The sequence below is a fragment of the Pseudomonas sp. NFACC41-3 genome (genome assembly GCF_900109505.1).
In the GTDB taxonomy this organism is placed as follows: domain Bacteria; phylum Pseudomonadota; class Gammaproteobacteria; order Pseudomonadales; family Pseudomonadaceae; genus Aquipseudomonas; species Aquipseudomonas chlororaphis.
This window is the reverse complement of sequence record NZ_FOAE01000005.1, coordinates 262,078-277,320: the sequence shown is the minus strand read 5'-3', so window position 1 is coordinate 277,320 and position 15,243 is coordinate 262,078. Positions and strand designations below refer to the sequence as shown.

Sequence of the window (15,243 nt, the reverse complement as noted above, 5' to 3'; positions counted from 1 at the left end):
CGTGAGCCTCGCGGCTCGCGGTCAACGGCAATGCAGGCTTCGAAAGGGCCGGGGCGACGCGCGCCGCCCCGGGCAGGTTCAATCGACGGAGGACTGGATCAGGTTGCTGACCGGCGCCGGTTCAAGGCGAATCGCGATGAACTTCGAGGTTGGGGTGAAGGTGCGGTCGCCGTAGCTTTCCAGCGGCACCAGAGGGTTGGTTTCCGGGTAGTAGGCGGCGGCCTGGCCGGCGGGAATGTCGTAGGCGATCAGGGTGAAGCCGCTCACCCGGCGCTCGCGACCGTCGCCCCACAGCGAGATCATGTCGACCTTCTGCCCCGGCTCGTAACCCAGCTTGCGAATGTCCTGCTCGTTGACGAAGACCACGTCGCGCATGCCGTAGACCCCGCGATAACGATCGTCCAGGCCATACAGGGTGGTGTTGTACTGATCGTGGGAACGCATGGTCTGCAGGATCAGCTCCGGCTTCACGCCCAGGTCGCGCACGCCCTGGCTCACCAGGTGTTCCGGCAATACGCCGGGGGTGAACTGGGCCTTGCCGGTGGCGGTTTTCCAGATGCGCTGGGCGGCGTCGTTACCCAGGTGGAAACCACCCGGGTGCAGCAGCTTCTTGTTGAAGTCCTTGAAGCCGGGAATGGTGTCGGCGATCAGGTTGCGGATGCGGCTGTAGTCCTCGATCACCCAGAGCCAGTCGATGGGGTGGCTGCCGAGGGTGGCGTTGGCGATCCCGGCGATGATCGCCGGTTCCGAACGCATCAGCGGCGACTTGGGTTTCAGCTGGCCGTGGGAGATGTGCACCATGCTGAAGGTGTCTTCCACGGTGACGCCTTGCGGGCCCTGGGCTTGCAGGTCGATATCGGTGCGCCCCAGGCACGGCAGGATCAGCGCCTCGCGGCCGGTGACCAGGTGGCTGCGGTTGAGCTTGGTGGCGATGTGCACGGTCAGCTCGCAGTTGCGCAGCGCGGCGTGGGTGCGCGGGCTGTCGGGGGTGGCCTGGGCGAAGTTGCCCCCCAGGCCGATGAACACCTTGGCCCGACCTTCTTCCATGGCGGCGATCGCCATCACCGTGTTGTGCCCGTGCTTGCGCGGCGCCTTGAAGGCAAAACGCGCTTCCAGGGCATCGAGCAACTCGGTGGGGGCCAGTTCGTTGATGCCCATGGTGCGGTCGCCCTGCACGTTACTGTGGCCGCGCACCGGCGACAGCCCGGCGCCCGGACGGCCGATATTGCCGCGCAGCAGTTGCACGTTGACCACTTCCTGCACGGTCAGCACCGAGTGGGTGTGCTGGGTCACGCCCATGGCCCAGCACATGATCACCCGCTTGGCCTTGCGGTACATGCGCGCGGCCAGCTCGATGTCCTCCAGGGACAGCCCGGACTGTTCGAGGATGTGCTCCCAACTGGTGGCGTCGACTTCGGCCAGGTAGGCGTCCAGGCCCGAGGTGTGCTCGGCGATGAAGGCGCGGTCGAATACCGCCTCGCCGTTGTTGGCCAGGGCTTCGCGTTCCCACTGCCAGAGGAACTTGGCGATGCCGCGCATGGCCGCCATGTCGCCGCCCAGGGCCGGGCGGAAGTAGGCGGAGGAGGTGGGCTCGGAGCCGTTGGTGAGCATCTCCAGCGGATGCTGCGGGTGCTGGAAGCGTTCCAGGCCACGCTCTTTCAGCGGGTTGAAACAGATCACCTGGGCACCGCGTTTCACCGCTTCACGCAGCGGTTCGAGCATCCGTGGGTGGTTGGTACCAGGGTTCTGGCCGATGACAAAAATCGCGTCGGCTTCCCCCAGGTCCTCGAAGGTCACCGTGCCCTTGCCCACGCCGACACTGTCGTCCATGCCCAGGCCGCTGGCCTCGTGGCACATGTTCGAGCAGTCGGGGAAGTTGTTGGTGCCGTAGGCGCGCACGAACAGCTGGTAGAGGTAGGCGGCCTCGTTGCTGGCCCGGCCCGAGGTATAGAACTCGGCCTGGTCGGGCGACTCCAGCCCGTTCAGGTGCCTGGCGATCAGGGCGAAGGCATCGTCCCAGCTGGTTTCGACGTAGCGATCCAGGCTGGCGTCGTAACGCATCGGGTGGGTCAGGCGGCCCTGGTATTCGAGCCAGTAGTCGCTTTGCGCCGCCAGTGCCGACACCGTGTATTTGTTGAAGAAGGCCGGGTTGACCAGGCGCCCGGTGGCTTCCCAGTTGACCGCCTTGGCGCCGTTCTCGCAGAACTTGACCATGCCGTTTTCCGGCGACTCGCCCCAGGCGCAGCCCGGGCAGTCGAAGCCGCCGTTCTGGTTGGTCTTGAGCATGGTGCGAATATTCTTGAAAGCGTTTTCGCTGCCCAACCAGTTCCTGGTCACGGCAATCAATGCGCCCCAACCGGCCGCCGCCCCCTTGTACGGTTTATAGCGTTCAACTTCGCTCATGATACTTCTCCAGGACATTGCACGTAGGCTGCGCCTAATGCCGAGTCATTGTTAATGACTGTTTTCTTGTGTGCATAAATAACCAACTTTAAGTGGCTGTTAATTACAGGCCGCACGGTTTTATGCACTTCGCGGATTGCTTCAGGACTGCGGGGTCAAGCCTAAGCCGCTTATAAAGTGCCTGTCTAATCGCAAATAATGACCGGATGATCGAAATGCTCTATCAAGGAAAAAATCTATACTAATCAATAAAATAAATACTTAATTTGGGGCGGAATGGGATGATTTTTCTTCTGATAAATCCTATCGATCAACCGGTTGTTAATAGCAATTAGACGGTGGTTTGAAATGTCCTTAGTCTTGCCTCAAACAAGGCCTTCTATAACGGTGGCCTTCCAATAACAGCATTCGGGTCGATACACCTGAAGTGCTGACGGAGGCGGTAATGTCAGATCGAATCCTGCAGGATGGTTTTTCCAGGCGAGTCGACTATCTGCGAATGTCGGTGACTGATCGCTGCGACTTTCGTTGTGTGTATTGCATGGCCGAAGATATGCAGTTCCTGCCGCGGCAACGCATCCTGACCCTGGAGGAGCTCTATCAGCTGGCGCAAAGTTTCGTCGCCCTGGGCACCCGGAAAATTCGCCTGACCGGGGGCGAACCCTTGATCCGCCCGGGCGTCGTCGAGCTGTGCCGGCGCATCGCCGCGCTGCCGGGGCTGCGCGAGCTGTGCATGACCACCAATGGCTCGCAGCTGGGCAAGCTGGCGGCGCCCTTGTTCGAGGCCGGGCTCAAGCGCCTGAACATCAGCATCGACAGCCTCGATGCCACGCGTTTTCGCGAGCTGACCCGCACCGGCGACCTGGCCCAGGTGATTGCCGGCATCGATGCGGCGAACGCCGCCGGTTTCCAGCACACCAAGCTCAACTGCGTGGTAATGAAAGGGCGCAACGATCATGAGATCAACGACCTGGTGGGCTTTGCCATCGACCGTGGGCTGGACATCTCCTTTATCGAAGAGATGCCCCTGGGGGTGATCAGCGAACACAGCCGCGCCGATGCGTTCTTTTCCAGCGCCCAGGTGCGCGAGCGCATCGCCGAGCGCTACACCCTGATCGACTCCACCGAATCGACCCAGGGGCCGTCGCGTTACTGGCGCCTGGCCGAGGCGCCGGAGATTCGCCTGGGGTTCATCTCGCCCCACAGCCACAACTTCTGCGCCACCTGCAACCGGGTGCGGCTGACCGTCGAGGGCCGCCTCCTGCTGTGCCTGGGCAACGAGCATTCGGTCGATTTGAAGCAGGTGCTGCGCAGCCATCCGGGCGAGCCGCAGCGCCTGGAGCGGGCAATCATCGAGGCGATGAAAATCAAGCCGTACCGCCACAACTTCGCACTCAATGACGAGGTGCAAGTGGTGCGGTTCATGAACATGACCGGCGGCTAGCCCGCGCGGTTTTCCCCTCTGCAAAAAGGCTGTCTAGCGATGATCGTCAGATCCAAACCCAACCTGATCAATGTGCTGATCTCCCTCAAGGGCTCGATTGCCAAGCGCATCGCCCTGCGCAGCCTGCTGGTGACCCTGCTGGCCTCGGCGATCGTGTTTATCGAGACCCTGTACCCGACCTATTTCTCCAGGGTCAATGCCACGCCGTTCACCCTGTTGGGCCTGTCGCTGTCGATCTTCATGAGCTTTCGCAACAACGCCTGCTACGACCGCTGGTATGAAGCACGCAAGGCCCTGGGCACGCTGGTGACGGAGGTGCGTTCGATGATCCGCGAAACCCAGGCGATCAAGGATTCGCGGCAGCGCGGCAAGATCCTGCGCGACCTCTGTGGCTTCGCCCATGCGCTCAACGCCAGGCTGCGCCAGGAAGACGAGTCGAGCGCGGCGGGCACCTGGCTGAGCCAGTTGCCGCCGGCCCAGGCGCCCAACGTGCCGGACAGCATCCTGCGCCACGTCGGCCAACAGTGTTCGACCCTGGCCGAGTCGGGGGCGATCAGCGAATGGCGCTACACGCTGATGGCCAATCACCTGAGCAGCCTGACCAACGCCCAGACCGTCTGCGAGCGGATCAAGGGCACGCCATTGCCTTTTCCCTACACGCTGTTGCTGCACCGCACCAGCTACATGTTCTGCATCCTGCTGCCCTTTGCCATGGCCGAGCCCCTGGGCTGGCTGACGCCGATCTTCACGGCCATCGTCAGTTATACGTTCTTCGGCCTGGACGCCATTGGCGACGAGCTGGAAGACCCCTTCGGCCGGGACGAGAACGACCTGCCGACCAATGCCCTGGTGCGCACCATCGAGCGGGAGGTGCTCGATGCCCTGGGGGCGACCCAGCTGCCGCCGGTGCTGCAACCGGTGGACTTCGTGCTGAGCTGACCGACGCCCATGCATTCGCCCCGGTTCCCCCGGGCCACATCACTCAACCCAGCCAACAGGCTGCGAGGATAACCATGAACCACGATTCCACCACCCTGACTCACCTGGACGCCGAAGGCCGGGCCAATATGGTCGATGTCAGCGACAAGTCGCCCACCGACCGCGAAGCCCAGGCCCAGGCCTGGGTACGCATGCGGCCCGCCACCTTGCAGATGATCCAGCAGAACGGCCACCCCAAGGGCGACGTGTTCGCGGTGGCGCGCATCGCGGGCATCATGGCGGCGAAGAAAACCCATGAACTCATCCCGCTGTGCCACCCGTTGCTGCTCAGCTCGATTCACCTTGAGCTGAAGGCCGTCGAGCCCGACAGCGTCAGGATTGTCGCCACCTGCCGGCTCAACGGCCGCACCGGTGTCGAGCTTGAAGCGCTCACCGCGGCCAGCGTCGCCGCGCTGACCATCTACGACATGTGCAAGGCGGTCGATCGCGGCATGGTCATCGACAGCATCCAGCTGTTGAAGAAACAGGGCGGGCGATCGGGCAGCTTTGACGCGGGAGTCACAGCATGATCCTGGTCAACTACTTTGCCCGTTATCGCGAGCAGCTCGGTATCGGCGGCGAGAAGATCGCGCTGGATGATTCGTTGCGCAGCGTCGGCGACGTGAGGACGTTGCTGATGGCCAGGGGCGAGGCCTGGCAGGCGGTGCTCGGCGAAACCAGCCTGATGTGCGCGCTGAACCAGGACCTGTGCAACCTCGACGCGCCCATCGAGGACTTCGACGAGATCGCGTTTTTTCCGCAAGTCACCGGGGGCTGAGCCATGACCGTGCACGTCCAGGCCGAGGCCTTCGACCTTGATCGACTGCACCGCGAGGTGCACGGCGAGGACCCCGGCGTTGGTGCGCTGGTGACTTTCGTCGGCTATGTGCGTGACCTGAACCTGGGGGAGCAGGTCGGCAGCCTGTTCCTCGAACATTACCCGGGCATGACCGAGCGTTCGTTGCAGCGCATCGTCGATGAGGCCCATGAGCGCTGGCCATTGCAACGGGTAAGAGTCGTGCATCGGGTGGGGGCGTTGCAGGTGGCCGAGCCGATCGTGTTTGTCGGCGTCGCCAGCGCCCATCGGCAGGCGGCCTTCGAGGCCTGCGCCTTCCTGATGGACTACCTGAAAACCCGCGCGCCGTTCTGGAAGCGCGAACAGACCTCGTCCGGCGAGCGTTGGGTGCAGGGCAGGGAGAGCGACCAACTGGCCGCCAGTCGCTGGTAGGGCAGGAATGCGCCCTGCGGCGCAGCACCTTCAGTCGGCCGTGGGCGCTTGCCCGGCAAACAGTTTCCTGGCTTCGGCAAAGCACTTTTCGGCAATGGCCGAGCGCGGTTCGGTCTTGCGCATCACCAGGCCCAGGGGCGCCAGCACGCTGGCATCCGGCAGGTTGATGAACGCTAGGTTCTCGATCGGGTTTTCCAGGCCGCTGGACAGCGGCATGATCGAGCAGCAGAAGCCTTCGTGAATCGCCTGGAACAGCTGATAGGTCGAATCGCTTTCGAGGATCGGCTGCGGGTCGAGGCCGCGGCTGCGGAAACTCAGGTCGATGGATTTGCGGTAGTGCATGCCATTGCTGATCATCCCCAGGGGCAGCTCGGCGGCCTCTTCCCAGCTCATTTCGCTGCTTTCGAAATGGAAGTGGCGGGTGTCGTACAGCAGGCCGACGCGGGTTTCGCCAATCTCGAAAAACTCGAAATAGTTCGGGTTCACGTGGTCCAGGTAACACACGCCCAGGTCCAGCTGGTTGTTGCCCAGGCCTTCGATGATCTGGTCCGAGCTCATGGACGACAGGGTGAACTTGAGCTCCGGGAAACTCTTGGAAAGGCCCTGGACGTAGCCGATCGGGTTGAAGCTGCTCAGCGGCACCAGGCCCAGGCGCAGGCTACCGACCAGTTGGCCACGGCACGCAGCGGCCTCGGCGAACAGCCCGTCATGGGCGGCGAGCAGGGTCCGCGCCCAGGCCAGCACCCGTTCGCCGGCCTCGGTGAAACCTTCGAAACGCTGGCCACGCTTGACCAGCACCAGGTCCAGCTCGTCCTCCAGGTTGCGCAAGCGCATGGACAGGGTCGGCTGGGTGATGTGGCAGCGCGCCGCGGCCTGGCCGAAGTGTCGGGTCTGGTCCAGGGCGATAAGGAACTTGAGTTGTTTGATGTCCACGATGGCACCTGCTGAAGAAGGGGTTGATGTCAGGGGTAAGTCCAGGATGCACGAAGCGTTTGGAAATCCCGATCCGACCTTTGGAGGAAAAGACTGTGCGTCCGTTCGGTGGCACGCGGAGCTGTTAAAAAAACGCTGTTAAAAAAGCCGTTAAAAAAGTAGCTCAGGGGTGTTGAAGTTGCTCAGGCGCGGGTCGTCCTCGGCGCAGACCAGGGCCTGCGGCCGGTGCTTCGACAAGGCGCGCTGCAGGCTGCGTTCGCCGGCGTCCCAGTCGCGTTGCAGGCTCGCCAGCAAGGCCGTGGGGATCAGGCTGAACATGGGTTGCCAGTGGCCGGCCTGTTGCACCATCAGCACCGAGTCCGGGGCGGGGCGCGCCGCCAGCATGGCGCCGATCAGCGCGGCATCGATTTTCGGTGCGTCGCAGGCGAACACCAGCAGCCACGGATGACGCGCCACCGCCAGGCCGGCGAGCACACCCGCCAGGGGCCCCGGGAAATCCCTCTGCGAGTCTTCGACCAGTTGGTCGGCATAGGCCCGATACTGCTCGGCGTTGCGGTTGCAGGAGATGATCAGGTCGTCGGTGAAAGGTCGGACCACCGCCTGCACATGGGCGATCAGCGGCTTGCCCTGCCAGGGCAGCAGGCCCTTGTCCCGGCCACCCATGCGCGCGCCACGGCCTCCGGCCAGCAGCAGCGCCGAGCAGGGGATGGGCGAAGGGGCGGAGGGGCAGGTCGGGGTCATTGTTCGAGGCACACTGGTTGGGGGCTCAGACGATCTCATTGTCGCCCCTTCGAGTCCAATCGGAAGTATCGAATGAGCGATCAAAAGTCTCTATCGGCCGCGGATTTCACCGGCGTGGGCCGGTACTCCAGGGGGAAAGAGTCCTTGATAGATATGCTCGATAAAGTGGTCGGCCAGAGTGATTAGACACCGACGGTTTCAGCGCTTTAGCCTCTGGCCATGGTTTTTATGACTGCCCGCCGGAGAAAGACATGAGTGTGAAATCGGATGCATTGTTTGTCCCCCTGAATATTGCCGTGCTGACCGTCAGCGATACCCGCGAATACGCCACCGACACCTCCGGGCAATTGCTTGTCAGCCGCCTGCTGGAAGCTGGCCACACCCTGAGCGAGCGCAACCTGCTCAAGGATGACCTGTACAAGATCCGCGCCCAGGTCGCGCTGTGGATCGCCGATGAGACTATCCAGGTGGTGCTGATTACCGGCGGCACCGGGTTCACCGGACGCGACAGCACGCCCGAGGCGGTGAGCTGTTTGCTGGACAAGCGGATCGACGGTTTCGGCGAGCTGTTCCGGGCGATTTCCATTCTCGATATCGGCACCTCCACCGTGCAGAGCCGGGCCCTGGCCGGGCTGTCCAACGGCACCCTGGTGTGCTGCCTGCCGGGCTCCACGGGCGCTTGCCGGACCGCGTGGGAAGGCATCCTCGCCGAGCAACTGGACGCCCGCCACCGGCCGTGCAATTTCGTGCCACATCTCAAGCAGGTGCAAGCCTGCGGGACCCGCGGATGAGCGCCTTACCGCTGATGCCGGTGGAGGAGGCCATCGCCCGCTTGCTGGCCATGGCCGAGGCGCAACGCTTGCAGGACAGCGAGCCGGTGGCGCTGGGCGAGGCGCGGCAACGGGTGCTGGCCAGCGACCTGGTGGCGACCCTGGACCTGCCGCCCTGGCCGAACAGCGCCATGGACGGTTATGCCTTGAACCTCGATGCCTGGGACGGTCAGCCGCTGGTGGTGTCGCAACGCATTTTCGCCGGCCAGGCCCCCGACCCGTTACGGTCGGGCACCTGCGCGCGAATCTTCACCGGCGCGCCGCTGCCCGAGGGCGCCAACAGCATCGAGATGCAAGAGAACGTCGAGCTGCTTGAAGACGGTCGCGTGCGCTTCAGGCAGCCGCTCAAGGCCGGCCAGAATATTCGCCCGCAAGGCCAGGAGAACCGCGCGGGGCAAGTGCTGCTGCGCGCCGGCAAACGCCTGGGGCCTTTCGAACTGGCCATCGCCGCGGCCCAGGGCTGTACCCATCTGCCGCTGGTGCGGCGGCCGCGGGTGGCGTTGCTGTCGACGGGCGATGAACTGGCCGAACCGGGCACCGCCTTGCGCCCCGGCTGCATCTACAACAGCAATCGCACCCTGCTCAGCCACTGGTTGAGTGCCCTGGGCTGCGAGGTGATCGATGCCGGGATTCTCCCCGACCAGCCACAGCAGACCCGGCTGCGCCTGGAACAGCTGCAATGCGCCGCGGACCTGATCCTGACCACCGGCGGCGTGTCCGCCGGCGACGCCGATTGCCTCGGCCAGGTACTGCGCGAGTGCGCCACCCCGGTGTTCTGGAAGCTCGCGATAAAACCCGGCAAGCCGCTGACCGTGGGGCGCTTCGGCAGCGTGCCGGTGATCGGCCTGCCCGGCAACCCGACCTCGGCCCTGGTGACCTTTGGCCTGCTGGCCCGGCCGTATCTGTTGCGCATCCAGGGCGTCGAAGAGGTCATGCCCTTGAGCTTCCCGGTGAGCGTCGGTTTCGACTGGCCGAAAGCGGGAGGCCGCCGCGAATACCTGCGGGCCAGGCTGGAGGAGGGCCGTGCGGTGCTCTATCCAAACCAGAGTTCCGGTGTGTTGCTGGGCGCTTCCTGGGCCGATGGGCTGGTGGAAATCCTTGAGGGCAGCACCTTGCGGGCCGGCGAGTCGGCGCGCTTCATTCCGTTCAGCGAGTTGTTCTAGCCGGCGTGGTCTGGCGGCAGGCGCGGCGCACTCAGATCTTCCAGTGCTCCGCGCTTTTCGCCAGGCGCTGGCGCATCTCGTTGAGGTTGGCCACCAGTTGCCGGGTCAGCAGGCGGTAGCCGTCCAGCGCGCTGTAGACCGAGGTGTCGAGGGTCGAGGAGGCCGGATCATCCAGGGGCCGTCCCAGGCGTCTGGTGGCGCCGGATTGCAGGGCGCGGGCCATGCCCACCAGCTGTATGTGCACCTGCCGGTGCTCATGCTTCATGAGCTGTTGCAACTGTTCGCGGGCTTGCGGGTCGCTGAGGTCCGGCCGGGTATTGCCGAGGATTTCCAGGGTGCTGAAGCACATGCGCAGGTTACGCTGGATGGCGTCCAGTTCGGTCATGGAGATCCGCACTTCCTTGGACACCGAGGGCATCAGCGAGCGCAGTTGCAGCAAGGTGCTATTAAGGCGCCCGAGCAACTTCAGGTGTTCGTCGTCGGTCACCGACTGACCGCCGATGATGCGTCCGTAAAGGGTGGCGCAGTCGCGCAAGGCGCTGGCCAGGTTGTAGCGCCAGGAGTAGACCGCATACAGCGGAATGGCGAAGGAGAACGCCAGGGCCAGGGCGATACCGATGAGGATATCCACGGTGCGCCACAGGCCATCGCTGACGTGGTTGTCGCCGTGGCCGGCGACGATGAACACGGTGATTGCCGCCAGCAGCGCGGTGTAGCCGCCCTTGCCGATGGCGTGATAGGAGAAATACCCGCACACCACCGACATCCCCAGGTAGGTCAGCCAGGACAGGCCCAGGTAAGCCTGCTGCACCACCAGCACCAGGCCGACGCCCGCGCCGATCAAGGTACCGATGGCCCGCTCCGCGGCCTTCTTGCCAATGTTGCCGTGGTGCTGCAAGCCGCCGATCACCACCAGCATGGTCACCGACGCCCATTCGCCGTGGGGCAGATTGAGGCCGGTGGTCAGCGCGATGGTGGCCAGCAACCCCAGGGCCACGCGCACCGCATGGATCAGCTTGGCGTAGCGGTAGCGCCGATACGGGTCCAGTACCGGGAGCAGGAATCGGCGCAACAGCGGTGGCAGGCGGAAGGTCTGGCCCAGGGGAAGTTCTCCGTTTTAGGCTCTGTACGAAAAGTGGCTGCGCTCGGTCATGCTGCGTTAAAAACAGGCTCGGAATGCTCATGTAGGTCCCTACACTCCGCTTCCTCGCCTGTTTTTGCCTTGCCTGACCTTCGCTCGCCGACTTTTCGTAAAGACCCTAGAAAATGTAATCGGTGGTCAGGAAGCTCGACTCGCGGTTACGGATGATGTCGCTGATCAGCTCCTTGTTGCTCTCCTGGAACTTGGTGGCCACCAGGGTGCGGATCGAGAAGGTGCGCAACGCGTCATGCACCGACAGCGTACCTTCGGCGGAGTTCTTACGCCCGTTGAACGGGTAGGTGTCCGGGCCGCGCTGGCACTGGGCGTTGAGGTTGATCCGCCCGACCTGGTTGGCGAAGGTGTCCACCAGATGCCCGACTTGTGCCGGCTCGGTGCCGAAGATACTCAGCTGCTGGCCGAAGTCCGATTCCAGGACGTAGTCGATCACCGTTTCCAGATCGCGGTACGGCACGATCGGCACCACCGGCCCGAACTGTTCTTCCTGGTACACGCGCATCTGGCTGTTCACCGGATACAGCACCGCCGGGTAGAAGAACGACGCCCGCGCCTCGCCACCGCCGGGGTTGACCACCTTGGCGCCTTTGTCGATGGCGTCGGCCACCAGGGCGTGCAGGTAATCGACCTTGCCCGACTCCGGCAGCGGCGTCAGCGCCACCCCCGGTTCCCATGGCATGCCCGGTTTGAGGCTGAGCAGCTTGGCGTTGAATTTCTCGATAAAGGCATCGACCACGCTTTCATGGACGAAGAGGATCTTCAGCGCGGTGCAGCGTTGGCCGTTGAACGACAGCGAGCCGGTGACCGCCTCGTTGACCGCGTTATCCAGGTCCACCTCCGGCAGCACGATGCCGGGGTTTTTCGCGTCCAGGCCCAGGGCGGCGCGCAGGCGGTGCGGCTTGGGGTGCAGTTTCTTCAGGTCGCTGGCGGCCTTGTTGGTGCCGATGAAGGCGAAGATATCGATCTTGCCGCTGGCCATCAGCGCGCTGACGGTTTCCCGGCCGCTGCCGTAGATCACGTTGATCACCCCGGCCGGGAAGCTGTCGCGGAAGGCTTCCAGCAGCGGGCGGATCAGCAGCACGCCGAACTTGGCCGGCTTGAACACCACGGTGTTGCCCATGATCAGCGCTGGGATCAGGGTGGTGAAGGTTTCGTTCAGCGGGTAGTTGTACGGGCCCATGCACAGGGCTACGCCCAGGGGCACGCGGCGGATCTGGCCGAGGGTGTCCTGCTCCAGCTCGAAGCGGCTGGAACGGCGGTCGAGTTCCTTGAGGGCGTTGATGGTGTCGACGATGTAGTCGCAGGTGCGGTCGAACTCTTTTTCCGAGTCCTTGAGGTTCTTGCCGATTTCCCACATCAGCAGCTTGACCACCGCCGAGCGCTGTTCGCGCATGCGCCCGAGGAAGGCTTCGACGTGCTGGATGCGTTCGGCCACGCGCATGGTCGGCCACGCGCCCTGGCCACGGTCATAGGCGCGCACGGCGGCGTCGAGGGCGGTCAGCGCGGTGTCGGCGTCGAGCAGCGGGGTGCTGCCGAGAATCACTTGTTCGTCGCCATGGGCGGTGGCCAGGTACACCGGGCTGCGCACCAGGGCCAGGGGCCCGTTCCAGGTCTGCAACTGACCGTCGACCAGGTATTCGCGTTGCTCGACCTGGCCGTCCAGGCGGTACTGCTCGGGGATGTCGGCGGCGACGGGAAACAGCGTGTTCAACAGAGGGGCTGTGGTCATGACTCTATTCCGTAATGGCAATGGGCAATGCACCGGCGGGCTGGAGCGCGCGCCGGCGCTGACGGGCGAGACGGGTCTTCAAGGTTTGTTTCTACGGGTATACGCCTTGATGTCTCGGGTCTCGGGCTCTGTACAAAAAGTGGCTACGCTCGGCCATGCTGCGTTAAAAACAGGCTCGGAATGCTCATGTAGGTCCCTACACTCCGCTTCCTCGCCTGTTTTTGCCTTGCCTGGCCTTCGCTCGCCGACTTTTCGTACAGGCCCTTAGCAAAAAGCTGGGCCAAAATGGCGGAAAGTCGTGCAGCAGAGGTGTGATGGTGTGGTTCTTTGGGCCAAGAGTAGCCGCTTTTTCCCATGGAAAAACAGCCTTTGTTTCAACCGGCGCTGAACAATTGGCGGATCAGCCTGGGCGTGCTGCCGGTCCAGCGCTTGAACGAACGGCGAAAATTCGCCGCGTCGTTGAAGCTCAGGTACTCGGCGACTGCCTCGTTGCTCAGGCCCTTGATCTGGTACAGGTACAGCGCCACATGCTTGCGCACCAGGTCCGCCTGTTGCTGGAAACCGCTGCCGTGCTTGTGCAGCTTGCGCTTGAGGGTGGCCGGGCTCATGCCGAAGGCCTGGGCCGTCTGTTCCAGGCTCGGCGCCTGGCGCACCTGGCCTTGCAGGTAGCGGTAGACGCAGTCGAGAAAGCTTGAGGCAAAGCCCAGTTGCTCGAGCTGGCCCTGGGCTTCCTGGCGCGCCACCTGGCCGGCGGTGGCCGAGGCGTTGGGCCAGGGCTGGGTGAGGAATTCCCGGGGGATGCGCATCAGGTCCATGGGCCGCTTGAACTGGGTGTGCTCGCCCAGGTGCACCCAGTACTGCTCGACATAACGCGGCTCGGCATGGCTGAAGCTGCACTCCCAGGGCAGGCGCTGGCCGCTCAGCCACTGACTCATGGCCACCAGCGAGGTCATGCTGGCTTCCAGCAGGAAACGCCATTGCTCGCCGGCGCCACAGCTGTCCAGCCAGTAGAAATAGGCGTGCTGGTCGTCCAGTAGCAAGCGCGGGCTGGCCAGCGGGCTGAGCAGCGCCTGTTGCTGCACCAGGGTGTCGAGGGCCTGGTGCAGGTTCTGCGCGTGGCGCAGGGCGTGGCTGGCGGCGCCGTAGTGGCCGGGCAGCAGGCGCTGGCCGAACAGGAAGCTGCTGTCGTCGGCGTCCAGCAGCCGTCGGCTGTTGCCGATCAGGCCGAGAAACTGCTGTGGGCTGAGGCGGGTCTGGCCGGCGAGGATGTCCTCGTGGAACAGCCCGGTGCCGCGCAGCAGGCGATGGCTGTCGATGTCCCGCGACAGCGCCAGGTCGATCAGGCTGGCCGGCTGGTAATGCCCGGGAATGAACCGGCTGTCGTTTTCGTACCAACGGGTCTTCAGGGTCATGGCCGGGCCTCAGGCGCTTTTCGCCAGCGGCTGCTTGGCCCGGGCCAGGGCCAGGTTGAGGCGTTTGAGCAGCACCTCCGGCGTCTCGTCGAGGGCCATCACCACCGCGGTACAGGCGCACAGCTGCAAGCGTTCGCCGTGCTGGCGGCTCTTGTGCGCCAGGCTCCGTACCGCCTGTTGCAGCTCCTGGGCCAGCAGCCGCGCCTGGCTCTCGCCGGTGTTCGGCAGCAGCACCACGAAGCGGTCGCCGGCCAGCCGGCAGAGCAGGTCCTGGCGACGCAGGTTGAGCAGCAGCAAATGGCTCAGCGCCTGTAGCACCGCGTCGCCCTCGGCGTGGCCGAAGTCCTGGTTGATCGCGGCGAAGTTGTCCAGGTCCAGGGCCAGCAGCGACAGCGGCTGCTGCTGGCGTTGGCTGTCCTGCAGGCTGTCGGCCAGCTGGCGCTTGAGGTAGTCGGCGCCGCCCAGCGGGGTGAGCTTGTCGAACAGCCGGTGCTCGCGGAACAGCCGTTCGCGTTTTTCCATCTGCGCGCTGATCGCCAGCTGTTCGCGGTGCCAGTGGTAGATGCCGATGGTCAGCAGGACCATGCCCACCGGCATCGGTCCGGATTCCAGCCAGTGGTCCCAGGCGATGCTGTCGGGCAGGCGGATGAACTCGTCGAGGCTGTCGATCCACCAGGAGAAAAAGATGCAGCTCAGGCCCAGGGCCAGGTAGTTGGTGACCCGTCCCGCCGGGCGGCTTTTCAGCACCAGGCCGAGCCAGATCAGGGCCAGCAGCGCGGTGCCGCCTTCGCCGATTATGTCCAGCCACACCCATTCGCTGACCGCCTTCAACTCGCCGCAGGCCAGGTGCAGGAGCAGGCCGAGATTGGCCGCCAGCAGCAGGCTGGCGAGTTTCCAACGGTGGGGTTTGAGCACTGAGAACATGGCCGCGATCCTTTGGCGAAGAGGCAATGCGCGCCAGCACAGCAGATGTGTGTGACAGCCGGGTGACGGCGGCGAAGCGGGTGGGGGAGGTCGAATCAGCTCACCGTGGTGGTGGGTTTTTTTGCGATCTGCTCGGCCATTGAACGGTGGTGTGGCCGCTGACGCTATCGCCAGTCCCGCGACAAAGGTCATTTCAGCTCACTTTGCCCCTCGGGTCCGGGCAAAACCCCGGTTCGAGGGCCTTCCTGCCAACCCCTGTCACGGAACCGTCATTCGCCGACCCTAGCTTGCCCTCCCAGTTG

At 64.1% G+C, this 15,243-nt stretch carries 14 protein-coding genes; 7 read left to right on the top strand and 7 right to left on the bottom strand.

Annotated features, from left to right (window positions below; translation table 11 throughout):
• Positions 1–78 precede the first annotated feature (78 nt).
• Positions 79–2,403, bottom strand: a complete 2,325-nt coding sequence (locus BMY68_RS22805) for an FdhF/YdeP family oxidoreductase (RefSeq protein ID WP_009044523.1) — start codon at positions 2,401–2,403, stop codon at positions 79–81.
• Between the two features lie 445 nt (positions 2,404–2,848).
• Here BMY68_RS22805 and moaA point away from each other — a divergent pair, with 445 nt between their 5' ends.
• The 5 genes from moaA (at position 2,849) to moaE (ending at position 6,053) form a co-directional block, all read left to right on the top strand.
• Positions 2,849–3,847, top strand: coding sequence for a GTP 3',8-cyclase MoaA (gene moaA, locus BMY68_RS22800; protein WP_085534197.1), 999 nt, complete (start codon positions 2,849–2,851; stop codon positions 3,845–3,847).
• Between the two features lie 39 nt (positions 3,848–3,886).
• Positions 3,887–4,786 carry a bestrophin family protein gene (locus BMY68_RS22795; RefSeq protein WP_085534199.1) on the top strand — a complete coding sequence of 300 codons (900 nt, stop codon included), beginning with the start codon at positions 3,887–3,889 and terminating at the stop codon, positions 4,784–4,786.
• Positions 4,787–4,860: 74 nt separating this feature from the next.
• Positions 4,861–5,355, top strand: a complete 495-nt coding sequence (moaC, locus tag BMY68_RS22790; protein ID WP_085534201.1) for a cyclic pyranopterin monophosphate synthase MoaC — start codon at positions 4,861–4,863, stop codon at positions 5,353–5,355.
• Complete coding sequence (locus tag BMY68_RS22785; protein ID WP_009044519.1) at positions 5,352–5,603, top strand: MoaD/ThiS family protein; 252 nt, start codon at positions 5,352–5,354, stop codon at positions 5,601–5,603. Before moaC ends, BMY68_RS22785 begins: the two co-directional genes overlap by 4 nt.
• Positions 5,604–5,606: 3 nt before the next feature.
• Complete coding sequence (gene moaE, locus BMY68_RS22780) at positions 5,607–6,053, top strand: molybdopterin synthase catalytic subunit MoaE (RefSeq protein WP_009044518.1); 447 nt, start codon at positions 5,607–5,609, stop codon at positions 6,051–6,053.
• A 30-nt stretch (positions 6,054–6,083) separates the two neighbouring features.
• Here moaE and BMY68_RS22775 read toward each other — a convergent pair whose 3' ends face one another.
• Both BMY68_RS22775 and mobA read right to left on the bottom strand, forming a co-directional pair.
• A complete protein-coding gene (locus BMY68_RS22775; RefSeq protein ID WP_085534203.1) occupies positions 6,084–6,986 on the bottom strand; it encodes a LysR family transcriptional regulator in 903 nt (300 codons plus the stop codon).
• 150 nt (positions 6,987–7,136) lie between these two features.
• The gene (gene mobA / locus BMY68_RS22770; protein WP_085534204.1) at positions 7,137–7,727 is read right to left on the bottom strand and encodes a molybdenum cofactor guanylyltransferase MobA; all 591 of its coding nucleotides are present in this window, start codon (positions 7,725–7,727) and stop codon (positions 7,137–7,139) included.
• Between the two features lie 251 nt (positions 7,728–7,978).
• Here mobA and moaB point away from each other — a divergent pair, with 251 nt between their 5' ends.
• Together moaB and glp are read left to right on the top strand one after the other, a co-directional pair.
• Positions 7,979–8,518, top strand: coding sequence for a molybdenum cofactor biosynthesis protein B (moaB, locus tag BMY68_RS22765; RefSeq protein ID WP_009044515.1), 540 nt, complete (start codon positions 7,979–7,981; stop codon positions 8,516–8,518).
• Positions 8,515–9,720: a molybdopterin molybdotransferase MoeA gene (glp, locus tag BMY68_RS22760; RefSeq protein WP_085534206.1), complete on the top strand. Its 1,206-nt coding sequence runs from the start codon at positions 8,515–8,517 to the stop codon at positions 9,718–9,720. The genes moaB and glp overlap by 4 nt, the downstream gene beginning before the upstream one ends.
• Positions 9,721–9,751: 31 nt before the next feature.
• Here glp and BMY68_RS22755 read toward each other — a convergent pair whose 3' ends face one another.
• The 4 genes from BMY68_RS22755 to BMY68_RS22740 all read right to left on the bottom strand — a co-directional run bounded on the left by BMY68_RS22755 (position 9,752) and on the right by BMY68_RS22740 (position 14,941).
• A complete protein-coding gene (locus BMY68_RS22755) occupies positions 9,752–10,792 on the bottom strand; it encodes an FUSC family protein (RefSeq protein WP_085534208.1) in 1,041 nt (346 codons plus the stop codon).
• Between the two features lie 187 nt (positions 10,793–10,979).
• On the bottom strand, positions 10,980–12,605 hold the full coding sequence (locus BMY68_RS22750; RefSeq protein WP_009044512.1) for an NADP-dependent glyceraldehyde-3-phosphate dehydrogenase: 1,626 nt from the start codon (positions 12,603–12,605) through the stop codon (positions 10,980–10,982).
• A 374-nt stretch (positions 12,606–12,979) separates the two neighbouring features.
• Complete coding sequence (locus BMY68_RS22745; protein WP_085534210.1) at positions 12,980–14,017, bottom strand: AraC family transcriptional regulator; 1,038 nt, start codon at positions 14,015–14,017, stop codon at positions 12,980–12,982.
• Between the two features lie 9 nt (positions 14,018–14,026).
• Positions 14,027–14,941: a GGDEF domain-containing protein gene (locus BMY68_RS22740; RefSeq protein ID WP_085534212.1), complete on the bottom strand. Its 915-nt coding sequence runs from the start codon at positions 14,939–14,941 to the stop codon at positions 14,027–14,029.
• Positions 14,942–15,243: the final 302 nt, after the last annotated feature.

Excerpts from the sequence above, each read along its gene's own strand:
- BMY68_RS22795 (WP_085534199.1), top strand. The coding sequence starts at position 3,887 with ATGATCGTCAGATCCAAACCCAACCTGATCAATGTGCTGATCTCCCTC.
- BMY68_RS22745 (WP_085534210.1), bottom strand. The coding sequence starts at position 14,017 with ATGACCCTGAAGACCCGTTGGTACGAAAACGACAGCCGGTTCATTCCC.
- BMY68_RS22805 (WP_009044523.1), bottom strand. The coding sequence starts at position 2,403 with ATGAGCGAAGTTGAACGCTATAAACCGTACAAGGGGGCGGCGGCCGGT.
- moaB (WP_009044515.1), top strand. The coding sequence starts at position 7,979 with ATGAGTGTGAAATCGGATGCATTGTTTGTCCCCCTGAATATTGCCGTG.
- moaA (WP_085534197.1), top strand. The coding sequence starts at position 2,849 with ATGTCAGATCGAATCCTGCAGGATGGTTTTTCCAGGCGAGTCGACTAT.
- mobA (WP_085534204.1), bottom strand. The coding sequence starts at position 7,727 with ATGACCCCGACCTGCCCCTCCGCCCCTTCGCCCATCCCCTGCTCGGCG.
- moaE (WP_009044518.1), top strand. The coding sequence starts at position 5,607 with ATGACCGTGCACGTCCAGGCCGAGGCCTTCGACCTTGATCGACTGCAC.
- glp (WP_085534206.1), top strand. The coding sequence starts at position 8,515 with ATGAGCGCCTTACCGCTGATGCCGGTGGAGGAGGCCATCGCCCGCTTG.
- BMY68_RS22750 (WP_009044512.1), bottom strand. The coding sequence starts at position 12,605 with ATGACCACAGCCCCTCTGTTGAACACGCTGTTTCCCGTCGCCGCCGAC.
- moaC (WP_085534201.1), top strand. The coding sequence starts at position 4,861 with ATGAACCACGATTCCACCACCCTGACTCACCTGGACGCCGAAGGCCGG.
- BMY68_RS22785 (WP_009044519.1), top strand. The coding sequence starts at position 5,352 with ATGATCCTGGTCAACTACTTTGCCCGTTATCGCGAGCAGCTCGGTATC.
- BMY68_RS22740 (WP_085534212.1), bottom strand. The coding sequence starts at position 14,941 with ATGTTCTCAGTGCTCAAACCCCACCGTTGGAAACTCGCCAGCCTGCTG.